A 16,708-nucleotide genomic window follows, 5' to 3' on the forward strand; every position below is an offset into this window, starting at 1 on the left:
CCAAGCCGGTGGCCATGCTGCCTGCCGGCCTCACCCTCGCCGCTAGATTTCCTGCTGATGTGTTGGCTACAAACGGCCTTCATCACCAGGTTCTGGTGAGCCACTCTCTCCTTCGGGAGCTTCCAGCAGCGGGTTCTGCCCGCTGAGGGCGAACGGGTGAACTCCAGCCTGCGTCACTTTCGCGAGAGTTCATTTGGTCGCCGCTTCAGATGCCCCTTCGACCGCTACCCCGGCGGATCCGCGGGCCCCGTTCAAGCCCCTGCGCAGCCATGGGGGCCACGCTTCCGATCGCCAGGAAGCCCTCATCCGCGCCGGTGTGACGGCCCGACGCCCGCCTCTGCCAAAGGGCCAGCGGACGTACAAGTTCGGCACCACGGCGTTCATGCTCGCCATCCACGTCGGGGCGGTGTTCGCCCTGCTGCCCCGCTTCTGGAGCTGGCAGAGCGTGGTGGCGCTGGCGGTTCTCTACTGGGTCACGGTGCTGGGGGTCACGCTCGGCCTGCACCGCCTGCTGGCCCACCGCAGCTTCGTCGCCCCCCGCTGGGTGGAGCGCACCCTGGTGCTGATGGGCACTCTGGCCTGCCAGAGCGGCCCGATCGAATGGGTGGGGCTGCACCGCCACCACCACAAGTTCTCTGACCAGGCCAATGACCACCACGACGCCGGCCGCGGCCTCTGGTGGAGTCACAGCGACTGGATGCTGCATGAGATCCCTGCCGTGCAGCACGTGGAGAGGTTCACGGGCGACCTGCAGCGCGACCCCTTCTACCGCTGGCTGGATCGCTGGTTCCTGCTGCTGCAGATCCCCCTGGGCGCGGCCCTGTGGTGGTACGGCGAGCGGGCCAACGTGCACGGCGGCGGCCTGGGCATGGTGCTCTGGGCCATCCCCCTGCGGCTGGTGATCGTGTATCACGTCACCTGGCTGGTGAACAGCGCCACCCACGCCTTCGGCTACCGCAACTTCGACAGCCCCGATCTGTCGCGCAACTGCTGGTGGGTGGCAATCCTCTCCTTCGGCGAGGGCTGGCACAACAACCACCATGCCCACCCGGCCAGCGCACGCCACGGCCTGCGCTGGTTCGAATTCGACATCACCTGGCAGCACATCAAGCTGCTGCGTTCCCTGGGCCTGGCCAAGCGAATCCGTGAGGCCCGCTACGTGCCCGGTGCGGCCTACGCCCCCAACTCCTGACGGATGGCGGCCCCCAGTTCGCTGCTGGTCGCACCGGTCACCGTGCTGTCAGCCAGCTGAGCCGCCTTGCGTCGCAGCACGGTCAGGAATTGAGCTGTGCTCATTTCCTGGTCGCCGGCAGCACCCAGGCCCGCCAGGGTGCTTTTCAGGTCCAGCAGCTCGCTTTCCAGCTCTGCGGCTTCAAAATCCCGCTGACCGGCCATCACCGCCGCGAAGCGCTCGCGCCGCTGCGCCTTCTCCGGCGGGTACGCCCCCAGCACGGCCTCGCGGCACAGGCGCCAGGGCCTGCCGGCGGTGAGCAGCTCCGCCAAGGCGAAGCTGAGGGCCGGGGCTTCGGCCGAGGCGATGCGCAGGTCGAAAGCGGCCGGCGGCTGACGCTGGCCCACGAAAATTTCCAGAAATCCCCCGGGCCCGAGGGGCCGGCCGTCGTCGTCGTTGAGCAGCGGCACACTGCCGGTCCCCAGCGCTTCGAGCAGTTCCGGGTGGCCGGTCAGGGCGCTGCGGCTGTCGGCGCTGCCGGATGCGGCGATCCACTGGTTGATGCGCCCGAGGGCGAGAAACACCTCCGGGCCCGGGGAGGCCAGCTTGCGGTTGCGCAGCATCGACACCTGGGAACTGTGGAGGCGGCCGAGATCAAGCACCTCGGCTAAACCGGGAAGGATGCGGTGGGACCAGCCGTTGCGCTCATGCCAGGCCCTGATCAGATGCGCAAAGGCTTCGCGGCCTGATCCGATTTCTTCCTGATATCCCACTCAATCTGAATCCGAACTGCTACTATTCTAAAAGACCGATCAGGAACCAGCTTCTATGACCGTCACGCCCCAGCGCCGTGCCCCATGGGCGGCCGTCTCAGAAAGGATGGCCGAGGCCGTAGCCACCAAGCCCGCCGGTGTGGCCAGCCTTGCCTCGGCCGCCGACTCCCTGCCCCGGGCTCGGGCGCTGCATCGTCCCCGCCGCGGTGAACCGATCCCCTCCTCGCCGCCGGGTCGTCGCTGGGGCACGATCGGCTTCATGATCGTGATCCACCTGCTGGCCGTGCTGGCCCTGCTGCCCCAGTTCTGGAGCGTGCCGGCCGTCACCTCCATGCTGGTGCTCTATTGGGTCACCGGCTGCCTGGGCGTCACGCTCGGCTACCACCGCCTGCTGGCCCACCGGGCTCTGCGGGTGCCCCATTGGCTGGAGCGCTTCTTCGCCACCTGCGGCGCGCTCAGCTGCCAGCACGGTCCGATCGACTGGGCCGGCCTGCACCGCCACCACCACAAGTTCTCCGACACCGACGCCGACCACCACAACAGCCACAAGGGCTTCTGGTGGAGCCACATGGGCTGGATGATGGAAGAGATCCCGGCGATGGCCGCCGTGCCCCGGCTCACCGGTGATCTGGCCCGCGACCCCTACTACCGCTGGCTGAACACCAACTTCCTGCTGCTGCAGGTGCCCCTGGGCCTGCTGCTGTTCTGGATCGGCACGGTCACAGGTGCCGGCGGCTGGGCCCTGGTTCTGTGGGGCATCCCGCTGCGCCTGGTGGTGCTCTACCACTGCACCTGGCTGGTGAACAGCGCCACCCACTGCTGGGGCAGCATCGCTCACGTCAGCGGCGACAAGTCACGCAACAACCCCTGGGTGGCAGCGCTCACCTTCGGTGAGGGCTGGCACAACAACCACCACGCCTTCCCCCACTCGGCCCGCCACGGCTTCGGTCCCCGTCAGTTCGACCTCACCTGGCAGCACATCCGGCTGCTGAAGGCCCTGGGCCTGGCCACCCAGGTGCGCCTGCCGAAGTCTGCGGCCAGCCACTGAGGCGGCAGCCCTCTGACTTAAGCTGTCGGATTGCCTGAGCGGCACGCCACCCCGGCGGTGGCCCCCGCTCATCGATCCGCCCAGCGGCACTCCCTGTTTCCCTAACCCGATCCCATGGCCAAGCGTGTATCCGTTGTCCTCAGCGAGGACATTCTCAGCCTCGGCAAGGACGGTGAGCTGGTGGAAGTGGCGCCCGGCTACGCCCGCAACTTCCTGCTCCCCCAGGGCAAAGCCGTTCCCGTCACCCCGGCGGTGCTGCGCCAGGTGGAGCACCGCCGCGCCAAGGAGGCCGAGCGCCAGGCCGTGCTGCTGCAGGAGGCGGAAGCCTTCCGCACGGCCTTGAACACCATCGGCCGCTTCACGGTCAAGAAGCAGACCGGCGGTGACGACGTCCTCTTCGGCACCGTCACCAACGGCGATGTGGCCGAGGCCATCGAAGCGGCCACCAAGAAAGAGATCGACCGCCGCCATATCGAGGTGCCCGAGATCCACCGCACCGGCTCCTACAAGGTGCAGATCAAGCTCCACCACGACGTGGTGGCCGAGATCAACCTGGAAGTGGTCAGCCACTGAACGCCAGGCGGCCTCGCCGCCCGCTCTTTCCATGTCCCGCCGCCAGGCGCCTGAGGGTTCTGGCGGTTTTTTTTGTGGGCCCGTGCGGCGGCTGCAACGGCCCCGCCGCCGCCCGCGTGGGGCACCAACGCACACCGGAGCGTCGGCCCGGAACCCTTAGCCTGCCGCCATGGTGAGCGTCCCTTTTCCAGCTGCGGACGGCCCCGGTGCCGTGCCCACGACCGCGCCAGGCGGGGCGGCGGGCGGTGCCGGGCCGTTCCGGCGGCGCGGGCGCGAGCAGGACGAAGCCCGCTTCGAGGCCCTGCCCGACCAGCTGCCTCCCCAGAACCTGGAGGCGGAGGAAGCGGTGCTGGGCGGCATCCTGCTCGACCCTGACGCCATGGGCCGCATCGCCGACGTGCTGCGTCCGGAGGCCTTCTATCTCACGGCCCACCGGGAGGTGTACCGCACCGCCCTGATGCTGCACAGCCAGGGCAAGCCCACCGACCTCACCGCCATGGCCGCCTGGTTGGCCGATACGGGCCAGCTGGAGAAGGTGGGCGGCACCAACCGGCTGGTGGAGCTGGTGGAGCGCACGCTCAGCACCGCCTCGATCGACCAGGTCGCCCGCCTGGTGATGGACAAATACCTGCGCCGTCAGCTGATCCGCTCCGGCAACGAGGTGATCCGGCTGGGTTTCGACCAGTCGAAGCCGATGGAGCAGGTGCTCGATGAGGCGGAGCAGCAGATCTTCGCGATCAGCCAGGAGAAGCCGTCGGTGGGGCTCACCCCCACCGCCGAAATCCTCACCAGCACCTTCAACGAGATCGAAAGCCGCTCCGTCGGCACGTCGATGGCTGGCATCGCGGTCAACTTCTATGACCTAGACGCCATCACCCAGGGCCTGCAGCGCAGCGATCTGATCATCGTGGCGGGCCGGCCGGCGATGGGCAAAACCTCGATCGTGCTCAACATCGCCAAGAACGTGGCCCAGCTCCACCAGCTGCCGGTGTGCGTGTTTTCGCTGGAGATGAGCAAGGAGCAGCTCACCTACCGGCTGCTTTCGATGGAGGTGGGCATCGAGAGCGGCCGGCTGCGCACCGGGCGCCTGCAGCAGGAGGAATGGCCGCTGCTGGGGCAGGGCATCAACACCCTGGGCCAGCTGCCCCTGTTCATCGACGACAAGCCGAATGCGGGCGTGCTGGAGATGCGCTCGCTCTGCCGGCGGCTCATGGCCGAGCAGGGCAAGGAGCTGGGCCTGATCGTGATCGATTATCTGCAGCTGATGGAGGGCTCCACCCCCGACAACCGCGTGCAGGAGCTGTCGCGCATCACCCGGGGCCTCAAGGGCATGGCCCGCGAGCTGAACGTGCCGGTGATCGCCCTTTCCCAGCTCAGTCGCGGCGTGGAGAGCCGCACCAACAAGCGGCCGATGCTGAGCGATCTGCGTGAATCGGGCTCGATCGAGCAGGACGCCGACCTGGTGCTGATGATCTACCGCGACGAGTACTACAACCCGGACACGGCCGATCGCGGCATCACCGAAGTGATCGTCACCAAGCACCGCAACGGCCCGGTGGGCACGGTGAAGCTGCTGTTCGAGCCGCAGTTCACCCGCTTCCGCAATCTGGCGAGCCCATCCGGCGGCTGAGCAGCTGCGCCGGCAGGCTGAGGGCGATCAACCCGGCGGCGATCAGGCTGTTGGTGCTGTCGCCGATGGCGGCGCTGATCAGAAAGGCCAGCGAGCCCAGCCACACCACCGCCGCGCTGAGCGGGTAGCCCCAGGCCCGCACCGGGCGCTCCAGCTCCGGTTCCCGCCAGCGCAGCAGAAACAGCGACGTGATGCCGGTGAAATAGAGCAGCACATAGAAAAAGACGGACACACCCAGCAGCAGCTGGAAATCGCCGCAGAGGATCAGGGTCGCCGTCACGGCGGTGGTGAGCAGCAGGGCCGCATCGGGGGTGCCGCCCGCATTCACCCGCGCGAAGACGGGCAGGAACAGGCCATCGCGGCTGAGGCCGAACAGGATGCGCGGCGCACACATGATCACCGTGTTGACCAGCCCGATCGAGGACAGCAGCGCCAGGGCGGTGATCAGCTGGGCGCTGAACGGCCCGAACAGGCGGGCGGCAGCGTCGGCCAGCGGCAGGGTGGAGGCGGCCATCGCCTCCAGCGGCAGCACCTTGAGCAGGGCCACGTTCACCAGCAGGTAAACCCCCGTGACGGCGACCACGCCGCCGATCAGGGAGCGGGGCAGGTCGGTGGCCGGCGCGGTGAACTCCTCAGCGAAGTAGATCGGGCTCTGCCAGCCGTCGTAGGTGGTGATCACGGCCTGAAGCGCGAACACGCCGGCGGCGGCCAGGGCCAGCGGGGTGCCGCTCGGGGCCATCAGCGGCGCGCTCGTGCTGGCGGCGGGCGGGGCCACCAGCAGGCAGGCGCCGATCAAGGCCAGAAAAGCGACGGCCTTGAGCAGGCTGAGGATCTGCTGGCTGAGGCTGCCCGCCCGCAGGCCCAGCCGTTGCAGCAGGGCGAAGCCCACCAGGGTGAACAGGGCCACCGCCTTGCCGCCGGGGGGCAGCGCCGGCACCAGGCCGCGGGCGAACTCCCCGATCGTGATCGCCACCCAGGCCAGGCCGGCGCAATGGCCGAGCCAGTCGATCCAGCCCACGGCAAAGCCGGCGCGATCGCCGAGGGCGCGGCGGGCGTAGATCGTCCAGCCACCGGCACGGGGCAGGGCCGCTCCCAGTTCCGCCACGGCGAAGGCGCCGCAGAGGGCATAGAGCCCACCCACCAGCCAGGCCAGCAGGATCAGCGGAGCGCTGCCCAGCTGGGCCGCCACCAGCCCCGGGGTGCGCAGGATGCCGGCACCCATCGAGCCGCCCACCGCCCCAGCCAGCCCGAAGCCCAGCCCGAGGATGTGCAGCAGGCCGCCGGCGGCGGCGGGCGCTGGTGGTTCCGGTTCCGGCGTTCTGGCCGTTGGGTTGGGTTCCATCGCAGGCCCCACGGCGGCTCCGAAGCGTAAGGCTGGTGCAGCGGCGCGCGGTTGCAAGCACCCCGGCGCGGCCGGCCAGCTGACCATTCCGTAGTTGTGGCCACAGTCTTTCCTGGGGCTTCGGTGGACTCTGGGCGCAGCGGAAGAAGCTTCTAGGGTTCCGGTCTGCGTCTGTTCGCATCAGCGAGCCGGCATGGGCGTCTGGTCCGAGAGAGGCTCACCGGGGTCACCCGGTTGCACGGAGGGATAAAAGCCCGGGAGACCGCACCCCCCACCTCCGTGTTCCGCCATGACAGCAACCCCAGGGCCTGAAGAGGCCTTTGACCGCCGCAGTTCCAGCGCAGGCGCCGGCCAGCAGGGCGCCGAGGCGCTCGAGAAGGAAGCCCGCCTGCCGCTCACCGGTTGGCAGCAGGAGGTGGATCAGGGGCTGCGGTATGGCCTCGAAGCGGCCGAAAGCATCGTTGACCGGCGCATCTCCACCTTCTCGCGCGGTGAGCTGCCCCACTACGCGGGCATCAACACCTTCATGAAGGCGCCCTACATCGAAGAGGTGAACCGCGTCGGTGAATTCGATGTGGCGATCGTGGGCATCCCGCACGATTGCGGCACCACCTACCGCCCCGGCACCCGCTTCGGGCCCCAGGGCATCCGCCGCATCTCGGCGCTCTACACCCCCTACAACTACGAAATGGGGGTGGATCTGCGCGAGTCGATCCGCCTCTGCGATGTGGGCGACATCTTCACGATTCCCGCCAACAACGAGAAGAGCTTCGATCAGATCTCCAAGGGGGTGGCGCATGTGTTCGCCAGCGGCGCCTTCCCGATTCTGCTCGGCGGTGATCACTCGATCGGCTTCCCCACCGTGCGGGGCGTCTGCCGCCACCTCGGCGACAAGAAGGTGGGCATCATCCACTTCGACCGCCATGTGGACACCCAGGAGATCGACCTGGATGAACGCATGCACACCTGCCCCTGGTTCCATGCCACCAACATGGCCAACGCGCCGGCCGAGAACCTGGTGCAGCTGGGCATCGGCGGCTGGCAGGTGCCGCGCGAAGGGGTGAAGGTGTGCCGCGAGCGGGGCACGAACGTGCTCACCGTCACGGACATCTGCGACATGGGCCTGGAGGCCGCCGCGAAGTATGCGATCGAGCGCGCCACCGATGGCACCGATTGCGTCTACATCTCCTTTGACATCGACTGCATCGACGCCGGCTTCGTGCCCGGCACCGGCTGGCCGGAACCGGGCGGGCTGCTGCCACGGGAAGCCCTCAAGCTGCTGGAGCTGATCGTGCGCAACGTGCCGGTGTGTGGCCTTGAGGTGGTGGAAGTTTCCCCCCCCTACGACATCAGCGACATGACGTCCCTGATGGCCACGCGCGTGATCTGCGATGTGATGGCCCACCTGGTGGTGAGCGGTCAGCTGCCCCGCAAGCAGAAGCCAGCCTGGCTGCATGAGGCCTGCAACATGAACGTCGACCAGAAATGGAGGTGAGCCATGCATGAAGTGGACATGACCCGCTGCCTGCTGCTTTCGCTCGAAGAGTGGAAGCAGGAGCACCATCCCCACGTTCCCTGCGTGCAGGTCGTGCATCTGCAGGTGGGCACCTTCACCTGCGTGGAACCCGCCGCGCTGGTGTTCACCTACGGGGCCGCGGTGCAGGGCAGTTGGCTGGATGGCTCGGAGCTGCGCATCGAATCGGTGCCGCTGCGGGCGCGCTGTGTGGCCTGCGGCAGTGATTACAGCCCCGACCCTGCCCAGGCCTACCAATCCCCGTGCTGCCACCACCCGATGGAGGAGATCCTCTCGGGCCGTGAGCTGAGGATTCGCAGCATCGATTACACCTCCCCCGCTGTACCCGCAGACCGGGCTTCCATCCTTTCCGCCTGAACGTCATGCACATGCCCCTGGAAGACACACTCGGACGCAACCTGTTGGCGGCCAATCAACACCGTGCCGACCACAACCGCGAGCATTTCGATGCCTGGAAGCTGCTCTGCCTGAATGTGATGAGCAGCCCCGGCGCCGGCAAGACCTCCCTGCTGGAGCGCACGATCACGGCCCTTTCGCCCGAGCTGGCGATGGCGGTGCTGGAGGGCGACATGACCACCCAGTTGGATGCCGACCGGCTGGCAGCGGTGGGGGTGCCGGTGGTGCCGATCACCACCGGACGGGCCTGCCATCTCGATGCGGCGATGGTGAGCGGCGGCCTCACCCTGCTGCAGCAGCGGCTCGATCCTGCGGCGCTGGATCTGCTGTGGGTGGAGAACGTGGGCAATCTGGTGTGCCCGGCGGAATTCGAGGTGGGTGAACACCTCAAGGTGGCGCTTCTGAGTGTCACCGAAGGCGATGACAAGCCGCTCAAGTATCCGGTGATGTTCCGCGAGGCCAATTGTGTGTTGATCACCAAGATTGATCTGCTGCCGTATGTGCCGGTGGATGTGAGCCGCATCGAGGAGCATGTGCGGGCGGTGAATCCCCGCGCCCAGGTGTTCCGCGTGTCGGCCGGCACGGGTCAGGGCATGGGCGAGTGGCACCGCTGGCTGCTGGCCACGGTGCGTGAGCACGCCGCCAGCCAGCCGCCGGCCCTGGTGAACGCCTGATGGAGCTGGCCAGCCCATCGGCGCCGCTGCCGACGACCGCAAGCGTGGGGGAAGACGTGCAGGTGGATCTGCTCAGCCGCGGCGTGAAGTATGCGCTGGCCAGCTTCGTGGACATCCACGGCAACGGCAAGGCGAAGGCGGTGCCGCTCGATCACTTCGCCTCGATGCTGTCGGGTTCGGAGCTGTTCACCGGCGCGGCGCTTGATGGCGTGCCGCAGGATGTCAGCGACGACGAAGTGGCGGCCATCCCCGATCTGGCCAGCGCCACGGTGTTGCCCTGGCGCCGTGATGTGGTGTGGCTGGCCAGCAGCCTGGAGCTCAACGGCGCCCCGTTCGAGGCCTGCAGCCGCCAGATCCTGACGCGGGTGCGGCAGCAGGCGGCGGCGCTGGGCTACCGCTTCAACCTCGGCATCGAAACCGAATTCTTCGTGCTGCGCCGCCAGGACGATGGAGCCCTGGTGCCGGCCAGCGGCCGCGACACGCTCGATAAACCCTGCTACGACCTGGGCGGCCTGCTCGACAACCTCGACTGGCTCGATGAGCTGGTGCAGAGCATGAATGGCCTGGGCTGGGGCGTGTATTCCTTCGATCACGAAGACGGCAACGGCCAGTTCGAGATCGATTTCGCCTATGCCGAGGCGCTCACCATGGCCGACCGGCTCACCTTCTTCAAGCTGATGGCGAAGGAGATCTGCCGCCGCCATGGGCTGATCGCCAGCTTCATGCCCAAGCCGTTCGCGCACCGCACCGGCAGCGGCGCCCACTTCAACATGTCGCTGGCGGATGTGCAGAGCGGCGCCAATCTGTTCGATCCCGGCAGTGGCGAACCCGGCGCGATCACCCCGCTGGCGGAGCAGTTCATCGCCGGGGTGCTGCGCCATGCCGCCGCGATCTGCGCCGTGATCGCCCCCACGGTGAACAGCTACAAGCGGCTGGTGGCACAGGGAAGCATGAGCGGCTTCACCTGGGCACCAGTGTTCATCTGCCACGGCAACAACAACCGCACCAACATGCTGCGCATTCCTTCCGCTGGCGGGCGGGTGGAGTGCCGCGCCGCCGACAGCTCCTGCAACCCCTACCTGGGTGCGGCGCTGATCCTGGCAGCAGGCCTGGAAGGCATCCGCGAGCAGCTGGTGCCGCCCCCCGCCAACCGGGTGAATGCCTACCGGTTGAGTGCGGCGGAGCGGGCCGAACGCGGGCTGCACACGCTGCCGCGCCACCTTGGCGAAGCGGTCGAGGCGTTTGCCGCCGATCCGCTCTGCCGTGAGGTGTTCGGGCCCGCGATGTTCGACGCCTTCGTGTCATTGAAGCGGGCGGAATGGGAGGCCTATCACGGCGCGATTTCGGCCTGGGAGCTGGAGCACTACCTGGAGTTCTTCTGACATGCCCGCCCGCGCCAGCCCCAGCACCTGCCGCCTCCTCTAGCCCCCCCGGCTCTGGCTCCATTCCCCCCCACCCGTTTCTTCATGACTGCACCCTCCCGCTTCCGCTTCCCGCGCCTCAGGCTGCGGCGCACCACCAGCCTGCTGCTAACGGCCCTGCTGGGCGGCGGCCTGCTGGTGGGCTGCCAGCAGCCGCCGGCGGAAACCTCGGCCACGCCGGTGCGCATCGGCTACAGCGCCTGGCCGGGTTGGATCCCCTGGAAGGTGACCGAAGAAAAGGGCTTGTTCGAGGCGGCGGGCGTGCCGGTGACCCTGCAGTGGTTCGACGGCTACCTCGATTCGATCAACGCCCTCAATGCCGGCCAGCTGGATTGCAACAGCCAGACGCTGGGTGACACGATCAGCTCGATCGCCGGTGGCGCCGCCCTCACGGTGGTGCTCACCAACGACAACTCCACCGGCAACGACCAGATCATCGCCGCCGAAGGCATCAAGAGCGTGGCCGATCTGAAGGGCAAGAAGGTGGCGGCGGAAGAAGGCACCGTCGATCACTACCTGCTGCTGCTGGGCCTGAAGAAGGCGGGCCTGAGTGCCTCCGACATCACCTTCGTGCCGCTGGAAACCGGCGCCGCCGCCGCTGCGTTCGTGGCCGGCCAGGTGGATGCGGTGGGTGTGTTCGCGCCCTTCACCACCCAGGCGCTGAAGCGTCCGGGCAGCACCACCTTGTTCTCGTCGAAGGATTTCCCCGGCTCGATCAGCGACCACCTGGTGTGCCGCACCGAATTCGTGGAGAAGAATCCTGAGCAGCTGCAGAAGGTGGTGAACGCCTGGTTCGCCACGCTGGCGGAGATCAAGGCCAACCCAGCCCCGAGCCTGGCGATCCTGGCCGCCCGCGCTGGCGTGAGCGAGGCGGAGTACACGGAGTACGACGCCGGCACCACGATCTTCACGCTGGAGCAGAACCGCCAGGCGATGAAGCCGGGCGAGACGATGGATTCGCTGCCGTTCGCCGCCGCCCAGATCAGCACCTTCCTGCAGGAGGTGGGCCTGGCCAAGACTCCGCCGGATCTCACCAAGCTGTTTGATCCGCGCTTCGTGGATGCGGCGCAGTGAAGCTGAGCGCGGGCCTGCGGCGACGCCTCGACCATCCGTGGGTGCTGGGTGTGCTCGGCATCCTCACGGTGCTGGTGCTGTGGCAGCTGATTGCGGCGAGTGGCAGCGTCGACAAGCTGTTTCTGCCCAGCCCGGCGGCGGTGCTGGCGGCGGGCTCCGCCCAGGCGGAGGCGGGCATCCTGCTGGCCGATGCGATCGCCAGCATCGGCCGGGTGCTGGGCGGCTATGCGCTCTCGATGCTGGTGTCGCTGCCGCTGGGGATCGCGATGGGCAGCAACCGGATCATCTGCCGGCTGCTGGAGCCGTTGATCGGGCTGATCCGCTACATGCCCGCGCCGGCCTTCATCCCGCTGCTGATCATCTATTTCGGCTTGGGGGAGCTGCCCAAGGTGCTGCTGATCTTCATCGGCACCTTGTTCTTCAACACCTTGATGATCATGGATGCGGTGAAGTTCGTGCCGGCCGAACTGCTGGAATCGGCCCTCACCATGGGTGGGCGCCGCTTCCAGATCCTCACCCGCGTGGTGACCCCCTTCATCGCTCCCCAGGTGCTGGATGCGTACCGCATCAACATGGCCGCCGCCTGGAACCTGGTGATCGTGGCGGAGCTGGTGGCCGCCAACGAGGGGCTGGGCAAGCGCATCAGCCTGGCCCAGCGCTTCCTGCGCACCGATGAGATCTTCGCGTACCTGATCGTGATCGGGTTGATCGGTCTGGTGATCGATCTGCTGTTCCGACTCGTGTTGCGCCGCACCTGCCGCTGGGCCATCTGACATGCATCTTTCGCTCACATCGGTGTGCAAATCCTTCGGGCAGGGCCGTGCTGCCAAGCAGGTGCTCGACACGATCAGCTTCGACATCAAGTCGGGGGAATTCGTGGCGCTGGTGGGCAGCTCCGGATCGGGCAAGAGCACGGTGATGCGCCTGATCGCCGGGCTCGATCGGCCCACCAGCGGCACGATCCTGATGGACGGCCGCCCGATCACCGGCCCCGGCCACGACCGCGGCATGGTGTTCCAGAAATACAGCCTCTATCCGTGGATGACGGCGGCCGAGAACGTGGCCTTCGGCATGAAGCTGCAGGGGCGGCCGGCAAGGGAGGTGCGTGAGCGCACCGGCTATTTCCTGGAAGTGGTGGGCCTGCAGGATGCGGCAGGGCGTCTGCCACGGGAGCTGTCCGGCGGGATGCAGCAACGAGTGGCGATCGCCCGCGCCCTGGCGGCCGATCCGAAGGTGATGCTCCTGGATGAACCCTTTGGCGCCCTCGACCTGCAGATCCGCGAATCGATGCAGGAGTTTCTCTATCAGCTGTGGAACCGCACCGGGCTCACCGCCCTGCTGATCACCCACGACCTGGAGGAGGCGCTGCTGATGGCCCAGCGGGTGCACATCATGGCGCCGCATCCGGGCCGGATCGTGCGCACGGTGGAAGCCGAGCTCGACCGCAGCGATCTGGGCGCGCTGCGGGTGGACCGCCGTTTTCTGGAGGTGCGCGAAGACCTGGCCCGCTGTCTGCGGGGGTTGAGTCAGGAGGCGGTGACGCCGCTGCCGCCGGTGTGATCGCTGCCGCCATGCAGCAGGGCGGGCTGGATGCCGAGATACACGGCCTCGCGGTAGAGCGCCTGCTTGGCACTCACGTTGCCGGTGTGCATGGCGGCCCGGTAGCGGCGCTGCAGCGACACCAGCATGGCGTGTTGGCGAGGATCGCGAAGGGTGCGGGGCATGGCCTCTGCTGAGCGGATTCGACGCTCAGTGTCTGTTCATTGTGAACAGATTCTATGGCTGTGACGGGCGATCCGGGGGTCAGCCGCGTTTGCGGGCCACGTGAAAGGCGGAGTGGCCGGTGAGCTCCACGCTGCCGCCGGCCTCGGTGTCGATGAGGCGGCGCAGCTCGGCGAAGAGGGCCTCACGGGGGCCGGGCTCCAGGCGCAGGTAGGGGGAGTAGGTGCTGAGCAGGGCCAGGTATTGCTCGGCTGTGTACCGCAGCTCGATGCGGACGTGGCCGGGGCGCAGGTCGGTGAACAGGGCCGGATCCACCAGTTGGTGGGCCAGCTTGGCCAGGATCGCCTCCTGCTCGGCCTCGCTTTCGTGGCGGTGCAGGTGGGGGGCGAAGGGGGCGTAGCTGGCGGCGAAGCGTTCGTGCAGGGCGAGCGAGGGCTGCAGCTCCTTGTTCCAGAGCAGGATCAGGGCACCGCCTGGCTTGAGCGCCCGGGCGGCGGTGCGCGAGCCGAGGCCGGCGGGGATCCAGTGAAAGGAGCTGGCGGCGAGCACGGCGTCGAAGGCCTGCTCCTGCACCGGCCACTGCTCGCAGGCCAGCGGCTCGATGCGCACGCGCCCGAAGCCGGCGCAACGCTCGCGCGCCAGGGCCACGAAGGCGGGGTTGGGCTCCAGGGCGGTGATGGCGCAGCCGAGCCGCGCGAAAGCCACAGTGGCGGTGCCCGGCCCGCAGCCCAGCTCCAGCAGCTCTGAACCGTCGCCCATCCCAGCCAGGGCCGCCACTTGCTCGATCACCGCCGCCGGATAGTCGGGACGCACGGCGTCGTAGGCGGCTGCGGCCGGCACATACCAGTCGGCCCGCTGCTGCAGCGGCAGGGCAGCGGCACTGCTCACGATCCGCTGCTGCTCGTTGTTCGCGGGGGCTTCCGGCTTCCAGCGCTCCAGCGCCGCCTGCAGCGCGCCCGCCAGTGCGGCGGCTTCGCGGGCATCGGCGAGGCCCTGCAGCTGGACGGGTGGACGGCGCTCGCTCCAGAGCAGCACCTGGGGCTCGGGTTGGTGCAGCGGCAGCGCTACCACCAGCGCGCGGGTGGGCAGGTGAACGGCGGCATGGCCGGTGCGCCACACGCCCACGTGTTCGGCATCAATGCGCAGCTCCTGCCGGCTCCAGTGGCGGTAGCTGCCGAAGCCGGCGGCACCGAGCGCCGCCACCACCAGCAGCGCCTGGATCACGCTCCCTTCGGGCAGGGCGAGCGAGAGCAGGCCGGGCAGGGAGAGATCGAGCACGAGCGTGGTGGGGGCGGTCAGGCCCAGCCGCGGACCCAGCATCCACACCAGAAAGCCGCCGTACTTCACCATCACGGTGTTGAGCACGGCGAGAAACAGCAGGTAGCCGCCCTGGTGCACAAACGCCCGCCACCACTGCGAGGCGCTCACGGTGCTGCGGTCGCGGAAGATCCGGGTGGCGCCTTCTTCCTCCACCACCGCCCACACGCTCGCCGGCGGCCCCGTTTCCTCCTGGCTATCGCCCTCCAGCTGAAACCCCGGTGCCGCGGCGAGCGCGGCCCCCCCAGCCGCCTCCTCCGCCAACCGCAGCGGCAACGCCAGCTTGCGGGCGAGGGCAAAGGCGCGCTGCCAGGCGAGCGCGAGTGTGGGCTGACGGTCGAGCAGCAGCTCGCGGGCAGGATCCTGCACCGCCAGCAGCACATCCCAGCCCTGCGGACGGGCTTCACCGAGCGGCAGGGCGAGCGGGGCGGCACGGATCAGCACGGCGGACAGGGCGCTGTGCTGCAGCTCCAGCTGCTCGTGGCTGCCGGCGGAATCACAGCGCCAGGAGAGCCGATCCCCCCAGCGCTCCAGCAGGATCCGGCACTCCGGCCGCCAGGAATGGCCGAGCTGGTTGGCGAGCAGCTCCAGGGGCAGCAGGAACAGCAGCAGGCCGATCACATATGGGATGGCCCCTTCCAAGGTGGCCCAGAGGCAGAAGGCGGAGAAGAGCAGAAAGGCGAGCAGGTTGCCGAGCTGGCTGTCGAGCGGCTGGTTGGCGATCAGCTCCTGCCACAGCAGGCTTTCGAGCGTGCGGCCGAGCAGGTGAACGTAGCGGCGCAGCACCAGCAGGGGAAACAGCAGCAGGCCGAGGCCGTTGCGTTCGAGGCGGCGAATCGTGGCGCGCCACTGCATGAACGAACCGGCCGGCGGAGGGGCTGCGCGCACCATTGTGAAGCCGGCGGTTTCTAGGGTTGGCGCCCCTTGCACCTGGTGAGGTCTGCCCATGGCTGCCACGCGCCGCCTGCTGCTCACCGGCGGCAATTCCGGCATCGGCTTCGAGGCGGCGGTGCGGCTGTGCCAGGCCGGCCATTCGCTCACGCTGCTGTGCCGCGATGCGGCAACGGCCGAGACGGCCCAGCGGCAGCTGGCTGAACGCGCCGGTGGAGGCTCGGCGCCGGCGGTGGCCGTGTGCGACCTGGGCGATCTGGAGAGCGTGCGCGCCTGCGGGCAGGCGCTGCTGGCGCAGGGGCAGCCGATCGACACGTTGGTGCTGAATGCGGGCCTGCAATACGCCGGCGCCACGACCCCACGGCTGACGCCCCAGGGCCATGAACTCACCGTCGCGGTGAACCACCTGGGCCATTTCCTGCTGGCCCAGCAGCTCACGCCGTTGCTGCTGGCGGGGCAGGCGCCGCGGCTGGTGGTCACGGCGTCGGAAGTGCACGACCCGCTCACCGCCGGCGGCAAGGTGGGCTCACCGGCGGGGCTGGGCGATCTGGCCGGCCTGCGAGCGGGGCAGCCGGTGCTGATGCTGGATGGCAGCAGCTTCGATGCCGACAAGGCCTACAAGGACAGCAAGCTCTGCAATGTGCTGTTCGCCCGTGAGTTCGCGCGCCGCATGGAGGAGGCCGGCACGCCGCTGCCGGTGCTCAGCTGGAGCCCGGGCCTGGTGATCCCGCCCACCAGCGAGGGCGGCTTCTGGCGCTACAGCCGCCAGAGCAACGAACTGGGCCAACGCCTGTTCGCTTTCGCGGCCCGCTCCGTGCTGCGCCTCACCGAAAGCGTGGAAACCGCCGGCGCCCTGCTGGCCGCCCTCTGCTGCGACTCCGCCTACGCCGCCAACGGCTTCAGCTTCCACCGCAACCGCGTGGTCGGGCCAGGCCGGCGGGTATTTGAGGCGAGCGCCACCAGTGTTGAGGGGCAGGACCTGGCGCTGGCGCGACGGTTATGGGTGGCGAGTGAGGGGGTGGTGGGGTGAAGGACTGGCGATGACTGCTCCCATGGTCGTCCGTTGAACAGGAAGGCATTGGATTGATCTGATCGGGTGTCTGCACGGCGAACGGCACGTAAGTAATCCCCTTGGCTCCTCC

At 68.4% G+C, this 16,708-nt stretch carries 16 protein-coding genes and 1 riboswitch; of the genes, 12 read left to right on the forward strand and 4 right to left on the reverse strand.

Going from position 1 to position 16,708, the window contains the following annotated elements:
• The first annotated feature begins 304 nt into the window (after positions 1 to 304).
• Positions 305 to 1,192 carry a fatty acid desaturase gene (locus KQ303_RS08660; RefSeq protein WP_233132887.1) on the forward strand — a complete coding sequence of 296 codons (888 nt, stop codon included), beginning with the start codon at positions 305 to 307 and terminating at the stop codon, positions 1,190 to 1,192.
• Here KQ303_RS08660 and KQ303_RS08665 read toward each other — a convergent pair.
• Entirely contained in the window at positions 1,174 to 1,944 is a 771-nt protein-coding gene (locus tag KQ303_RS08665; protein ID WP_259729987.1) for a hypothetical protein, read from the reverse strand. The two genes, KQ303_RS08660 and KQ303_RS08665, sit on opposite strands and share 19 nt — an antisense overlap.
• Before the next feature lie 106 nt (positions 1,945 to 2,050).
• Here KQ303_RS08665 and KQ303_RS08670 point away from each other — a divergent pair, with 106 nt between their 5' ends.
• The 3 genes from KQ303_RS08670 to dnaB all read left to right on the forward strand — a co-directional run bounded on the left by KQ303_RS08670 (position 2,051) and on the right by dnaB (position 5,195).
• Complete coding sequence (locus KQ303_RS08670) at positions 2,051 to 2,992, forward strand: fatty acid desaturase (protein WP_259730019.1); 942 nt, start codon at positions 2,051 to 2,053, stop codon at positions 2,990 to 2,992.
• 114 nt (positions 2,993 to 3,106) lie between these two features.
• The gene (gene rplI / locus KQ303_RS08675) at positions 3,107 to 3,565 is read left to right on the forward strand and encodes a 50S ribosomal protein L9 (protein ID WP_259729988.1); all 459 of its coding nucleotides are present in this window, start codon (positions 3,107 to 3,109) and stop codon (positions 3,563 to 3,565) included.
• Between the two features lie 169 nt (positions 3,566 to 3,734).
• Complete coding sequence (dnaB, locus tag KQ303_RS08680; protein ID WP_094511379.1) at positions 3,735 to 5,195, forward strand: replicative DNA helicase; 1,461 nt, start codon at positions 3,735 to 3,737, stop codon at positions 5,193 to 5,195.
• Here the strand turns inward: dnaB and KQ303_RS08685 are convergent.
• The gene (locus tag KQ303_RS08685; RefSeq protein WP_259729989.1) at positions 5,155 to 6,537 is read right to left on the reverse strand and encodes an APC family permease; all 1,383 of its coding nucleotides are present in this window, start codon (positions 6,535 to 6,537) and stop codon (positions 5,155 to 5,157) included. The genes dnaB and KQ303_RS08685 overlap by 41 nt on opposite strands.
• A gap of 141 nt (positions 6,538 to 6,678) precedes the next feature.
• Positions 6,679 to 6,800: riboswitch (guanidine-I (ykkC/yxkD leader) on the forward strand.
• 26 nt (positions 6,801 to 6,826) lie between these two features.
• Between KQ303_RS08685 and speB the strand changes: the two genes are divergently transcribed.
• From speB to KQ303_RS08720, 7 genes are all read left to right on the forward strand, one after another.
• On the forward strand, positions 6,827 to 8,032 hold the full coding sequence (speB, locus tag KQ303_RS08690; RefSeq protein ID WP_259729990.1) for an agmatinase: 1,206 nt from the start codon (positions 6,827 to 6,829) through the stop codon (positions 8,030 to 8,032).
• A gap of 3 nt (positions 8,033 to 8,035) precedes the next feature.
• On the forward strand, positions 8,036 to 8,428 hold the full coding sequence (locus KQ303_RS08695; RefSeq protein ID WP_094511388.1) for a hydrogenase maturation nickel metallochaperone HypA: 393 nt from the start codon (positions 8,036 to 8,038) through the stop codon (positions 8,426 to 8,428).
• A gap of 5 nt (positions 8,429 to 8,433) precedes the next feature.
• On the forward strand, positions 8,434 to 9,141 hold the full coding sequence (gene hypB, locus KQ303_RS08700) for a hydrogenase nickel incorporation protein HypB (RefSeq protein ID WP_259729991.1): 708 nt from the start codon (positions 8,434 to 8,436) through the stop codon (positions 9,139 to 9,141).
• Positions 9,141 to 10,523: a type III glutamate--ammonia ligase gene (glnT, locus tag KQ303_RS08705; protein WP_259729992.1), complete on the forward strand. Its 1,383-nt coding sequence runs from the start codon at positions 9,141 to 9,143 to the stop codon at positions 10,521 to 10,523. The genes hypB and glnT overlap by 1 nt, the downstream gene beginning before the upstream one ends.
• A gap of 84 nt (positions 10,524 to 10,607) precedes the next feature.
• Entirely contained in the window at positions 10,608 to 11,636 is a 1,029-nt protein-coding gene (locus tag KQ303_RS08710) for an ABC transporter substrate-binding protein (protein WP_259729993.1), read from the forward strand.
• Positions 11,633 to 12,409, forward strand: a complete 777-nt coding sequence (locus KQ303_RS08715; RefSeq protein WP_399233294.1) for an ABC transporter permease — start codon at positions 11,633 to 11,635, stop codon at positions 12,407 to 12,409. The genes KQ303_RS08710 and KQ303_RS08715 overlap by 4 nt, the downstream gene beginning before the upstream one ends.
• A gap of 1 nt (position 12,410) precedes the next feature.
• Positions 12,411 to 13,196, forward strand: coding sequence for an ABC transporter ATP-binding protein (locus tag KQ303_RS08720; RefSeq protein WP_259729994.1), 786 nt, complete (start codon positions 12,411 to 12,413; stop codon positions 13,194 to 13,196).
• Here the strand turns inward: KQ303_RS08720 and KQ303_RS08725 are convergent.
• Both KQ303_RS08725 and KQ303_RS08730 read right to left on the reverse strand, forming a co-directional pair.
• Complete coding sequence (locus KQ303_RS08725) at positions 13,163 to 13,360, reverse strand: hypothetical protein (protein WP_259729995.1); 198 nt, start codon at positions 13,358 to 13,360, stop codon at positions 13,163 to 13,165. The two genes, KQ303_RS08720 and KQ303_RS08725, sit on opposite strands and share 34 nt — an antisense overlap.
• A gap of 79 nt (positions 13,361 to 13,439) precedes the next feature.
• A complete protein-coding gene (locus KQ303_RS08730) occupies positions 13,440 to 15,530 on the reverse strand; it encodes a class I SAM-dependent methyltransferase (RefSeq protein WP_259729996.1) in 2,091 nt (696 codons plus the stop codon).
• Positions 15,531 to 15,621: 91 nt separating this feature from the next.
• Between KQ303_RS08730 and KQ303_RS08735 the strand changes: the two genes are divergently transcribed.
• The gene (locus tag KQ303_RS08735; protein ID WP_259729997.1) at positions 15,622 to 16,596 is read left to right on the forward strand and encodes an SDR family NAD(P)-dependent oxidoreductase; all 975 of its coding nucleotides are present in this window, start codon (positions 15,622 to 15,624) and stop codon (positions 16,594 to 16,596) included.
• Positions 16,597 to 16,708 lie beyond the last annotated feature (112 nt).

Source organism: Synechococcus sp. CS-1333 (assembly GCF_025128015.1).
Lineage (GTDB): Bacteria > Cyanobacteriota > Cyanobacteriia > PCC-6307 > Cyanobiaceae > MW101C3.

What these genes read in the sequence shown, in the direction of transcription:
- KQ303_RS08670 (WP_259730019.1), top strand. Translation starts at nt 2,051, where the DNA reads ATGGCCGAGGCCGTAGCCACCAAGCCCGCCGGTGTGGCCAGCCTTGCC.
- rplI (WP_259729988.1), top strand. Translation starts at nt 3,107, where the DNA reads ATGGCCAAGCGTGTATCCGTTGTCCTCAGCGAGGACATTCTCAGCCTC.
- dnaB (WP_094511379.1), top strand. Translation starts at nt 3,735, where the DNA reads ATGGTGAGCGTCCCTTTTCCAGCTGCGGACGGCCCCGGTGCCGTGCCC.
- KQ303_RS08685 (WP_259729989.1), bottom strand. Translation starts at nt 6,537, where the DNA reads ATGGAACCCAACCCAACGGCCAGAACGCCGGAACCGGAACCACCAGCG.
- speB (WP_259729990.1), top strand. Translation starts at nt 6,827, where the DNA reads ATGACAGCAACCCCAGGGCCTGAAGAGGCCTTTGACCGCCGCAGTTCC.
- KQ303_RS08695 (WP_094511388.1), top strand. Translation starts at nt 8,036, where the DNA reads ATGCATGAAGTGGACATGACCCGCTGCCTGCTGCTTTCGCTCGAAGAG.
- hypB (WP_259729991.1), top strand. Translation starts at nt 8,434, where the DNA reads ATGCACATGCCCCTGGAAGACACACTCGGACGCAACCTGTTGGCGGCC.
- glnT (WP_259729992.1), top strand. Translation starts at nt 9,141, where the DNA reads ATGGAGCTGGCCAGCCCATCGGCGCCGCTGCCGACGACCGCAAGCGTG.
- KQ303_RS08710 (WP_259729993.1), top strand. Translation starts at nt 10,608, where the DNA reads ATGACTGCACCCTCCCGCTTCCGCTTCCCGCGCCTCAGGCTGCGGCGC.
- KQ303_RS08720 (WP_259729994.1), top strand. Translation starts at nt 12,411, where the DNA reads ATGCATCTTTCGCTCACATCGGTGTGCAAATCCTTCGGGCAGGGCCGT.
- KQ303_RS08725 (WP_259729995.1), bottom strand. Translation starts at nt 13,360, where the DNA reads ATGCCCCGCACCCTTCGCGATCCTCGCCAACACGCCATGCTGGTGTCG.
- KQ303_RS08730 (WP_259729996.1), bottom strand. Translation starts at nt 15,530, where the DNA reads ATGCAGTGGCGCGCCACGATTCGCCGCCTCGAACGCAACGGCCTCGGC.
- KQ303_RS08735 (WP_259729997.1), top strand. Translation starts at nt 15,622, where the DNA reads ATGGCTGCCACGCGCCGCCTGCTGCTCACCGGCGGCAATTCCGGCATC.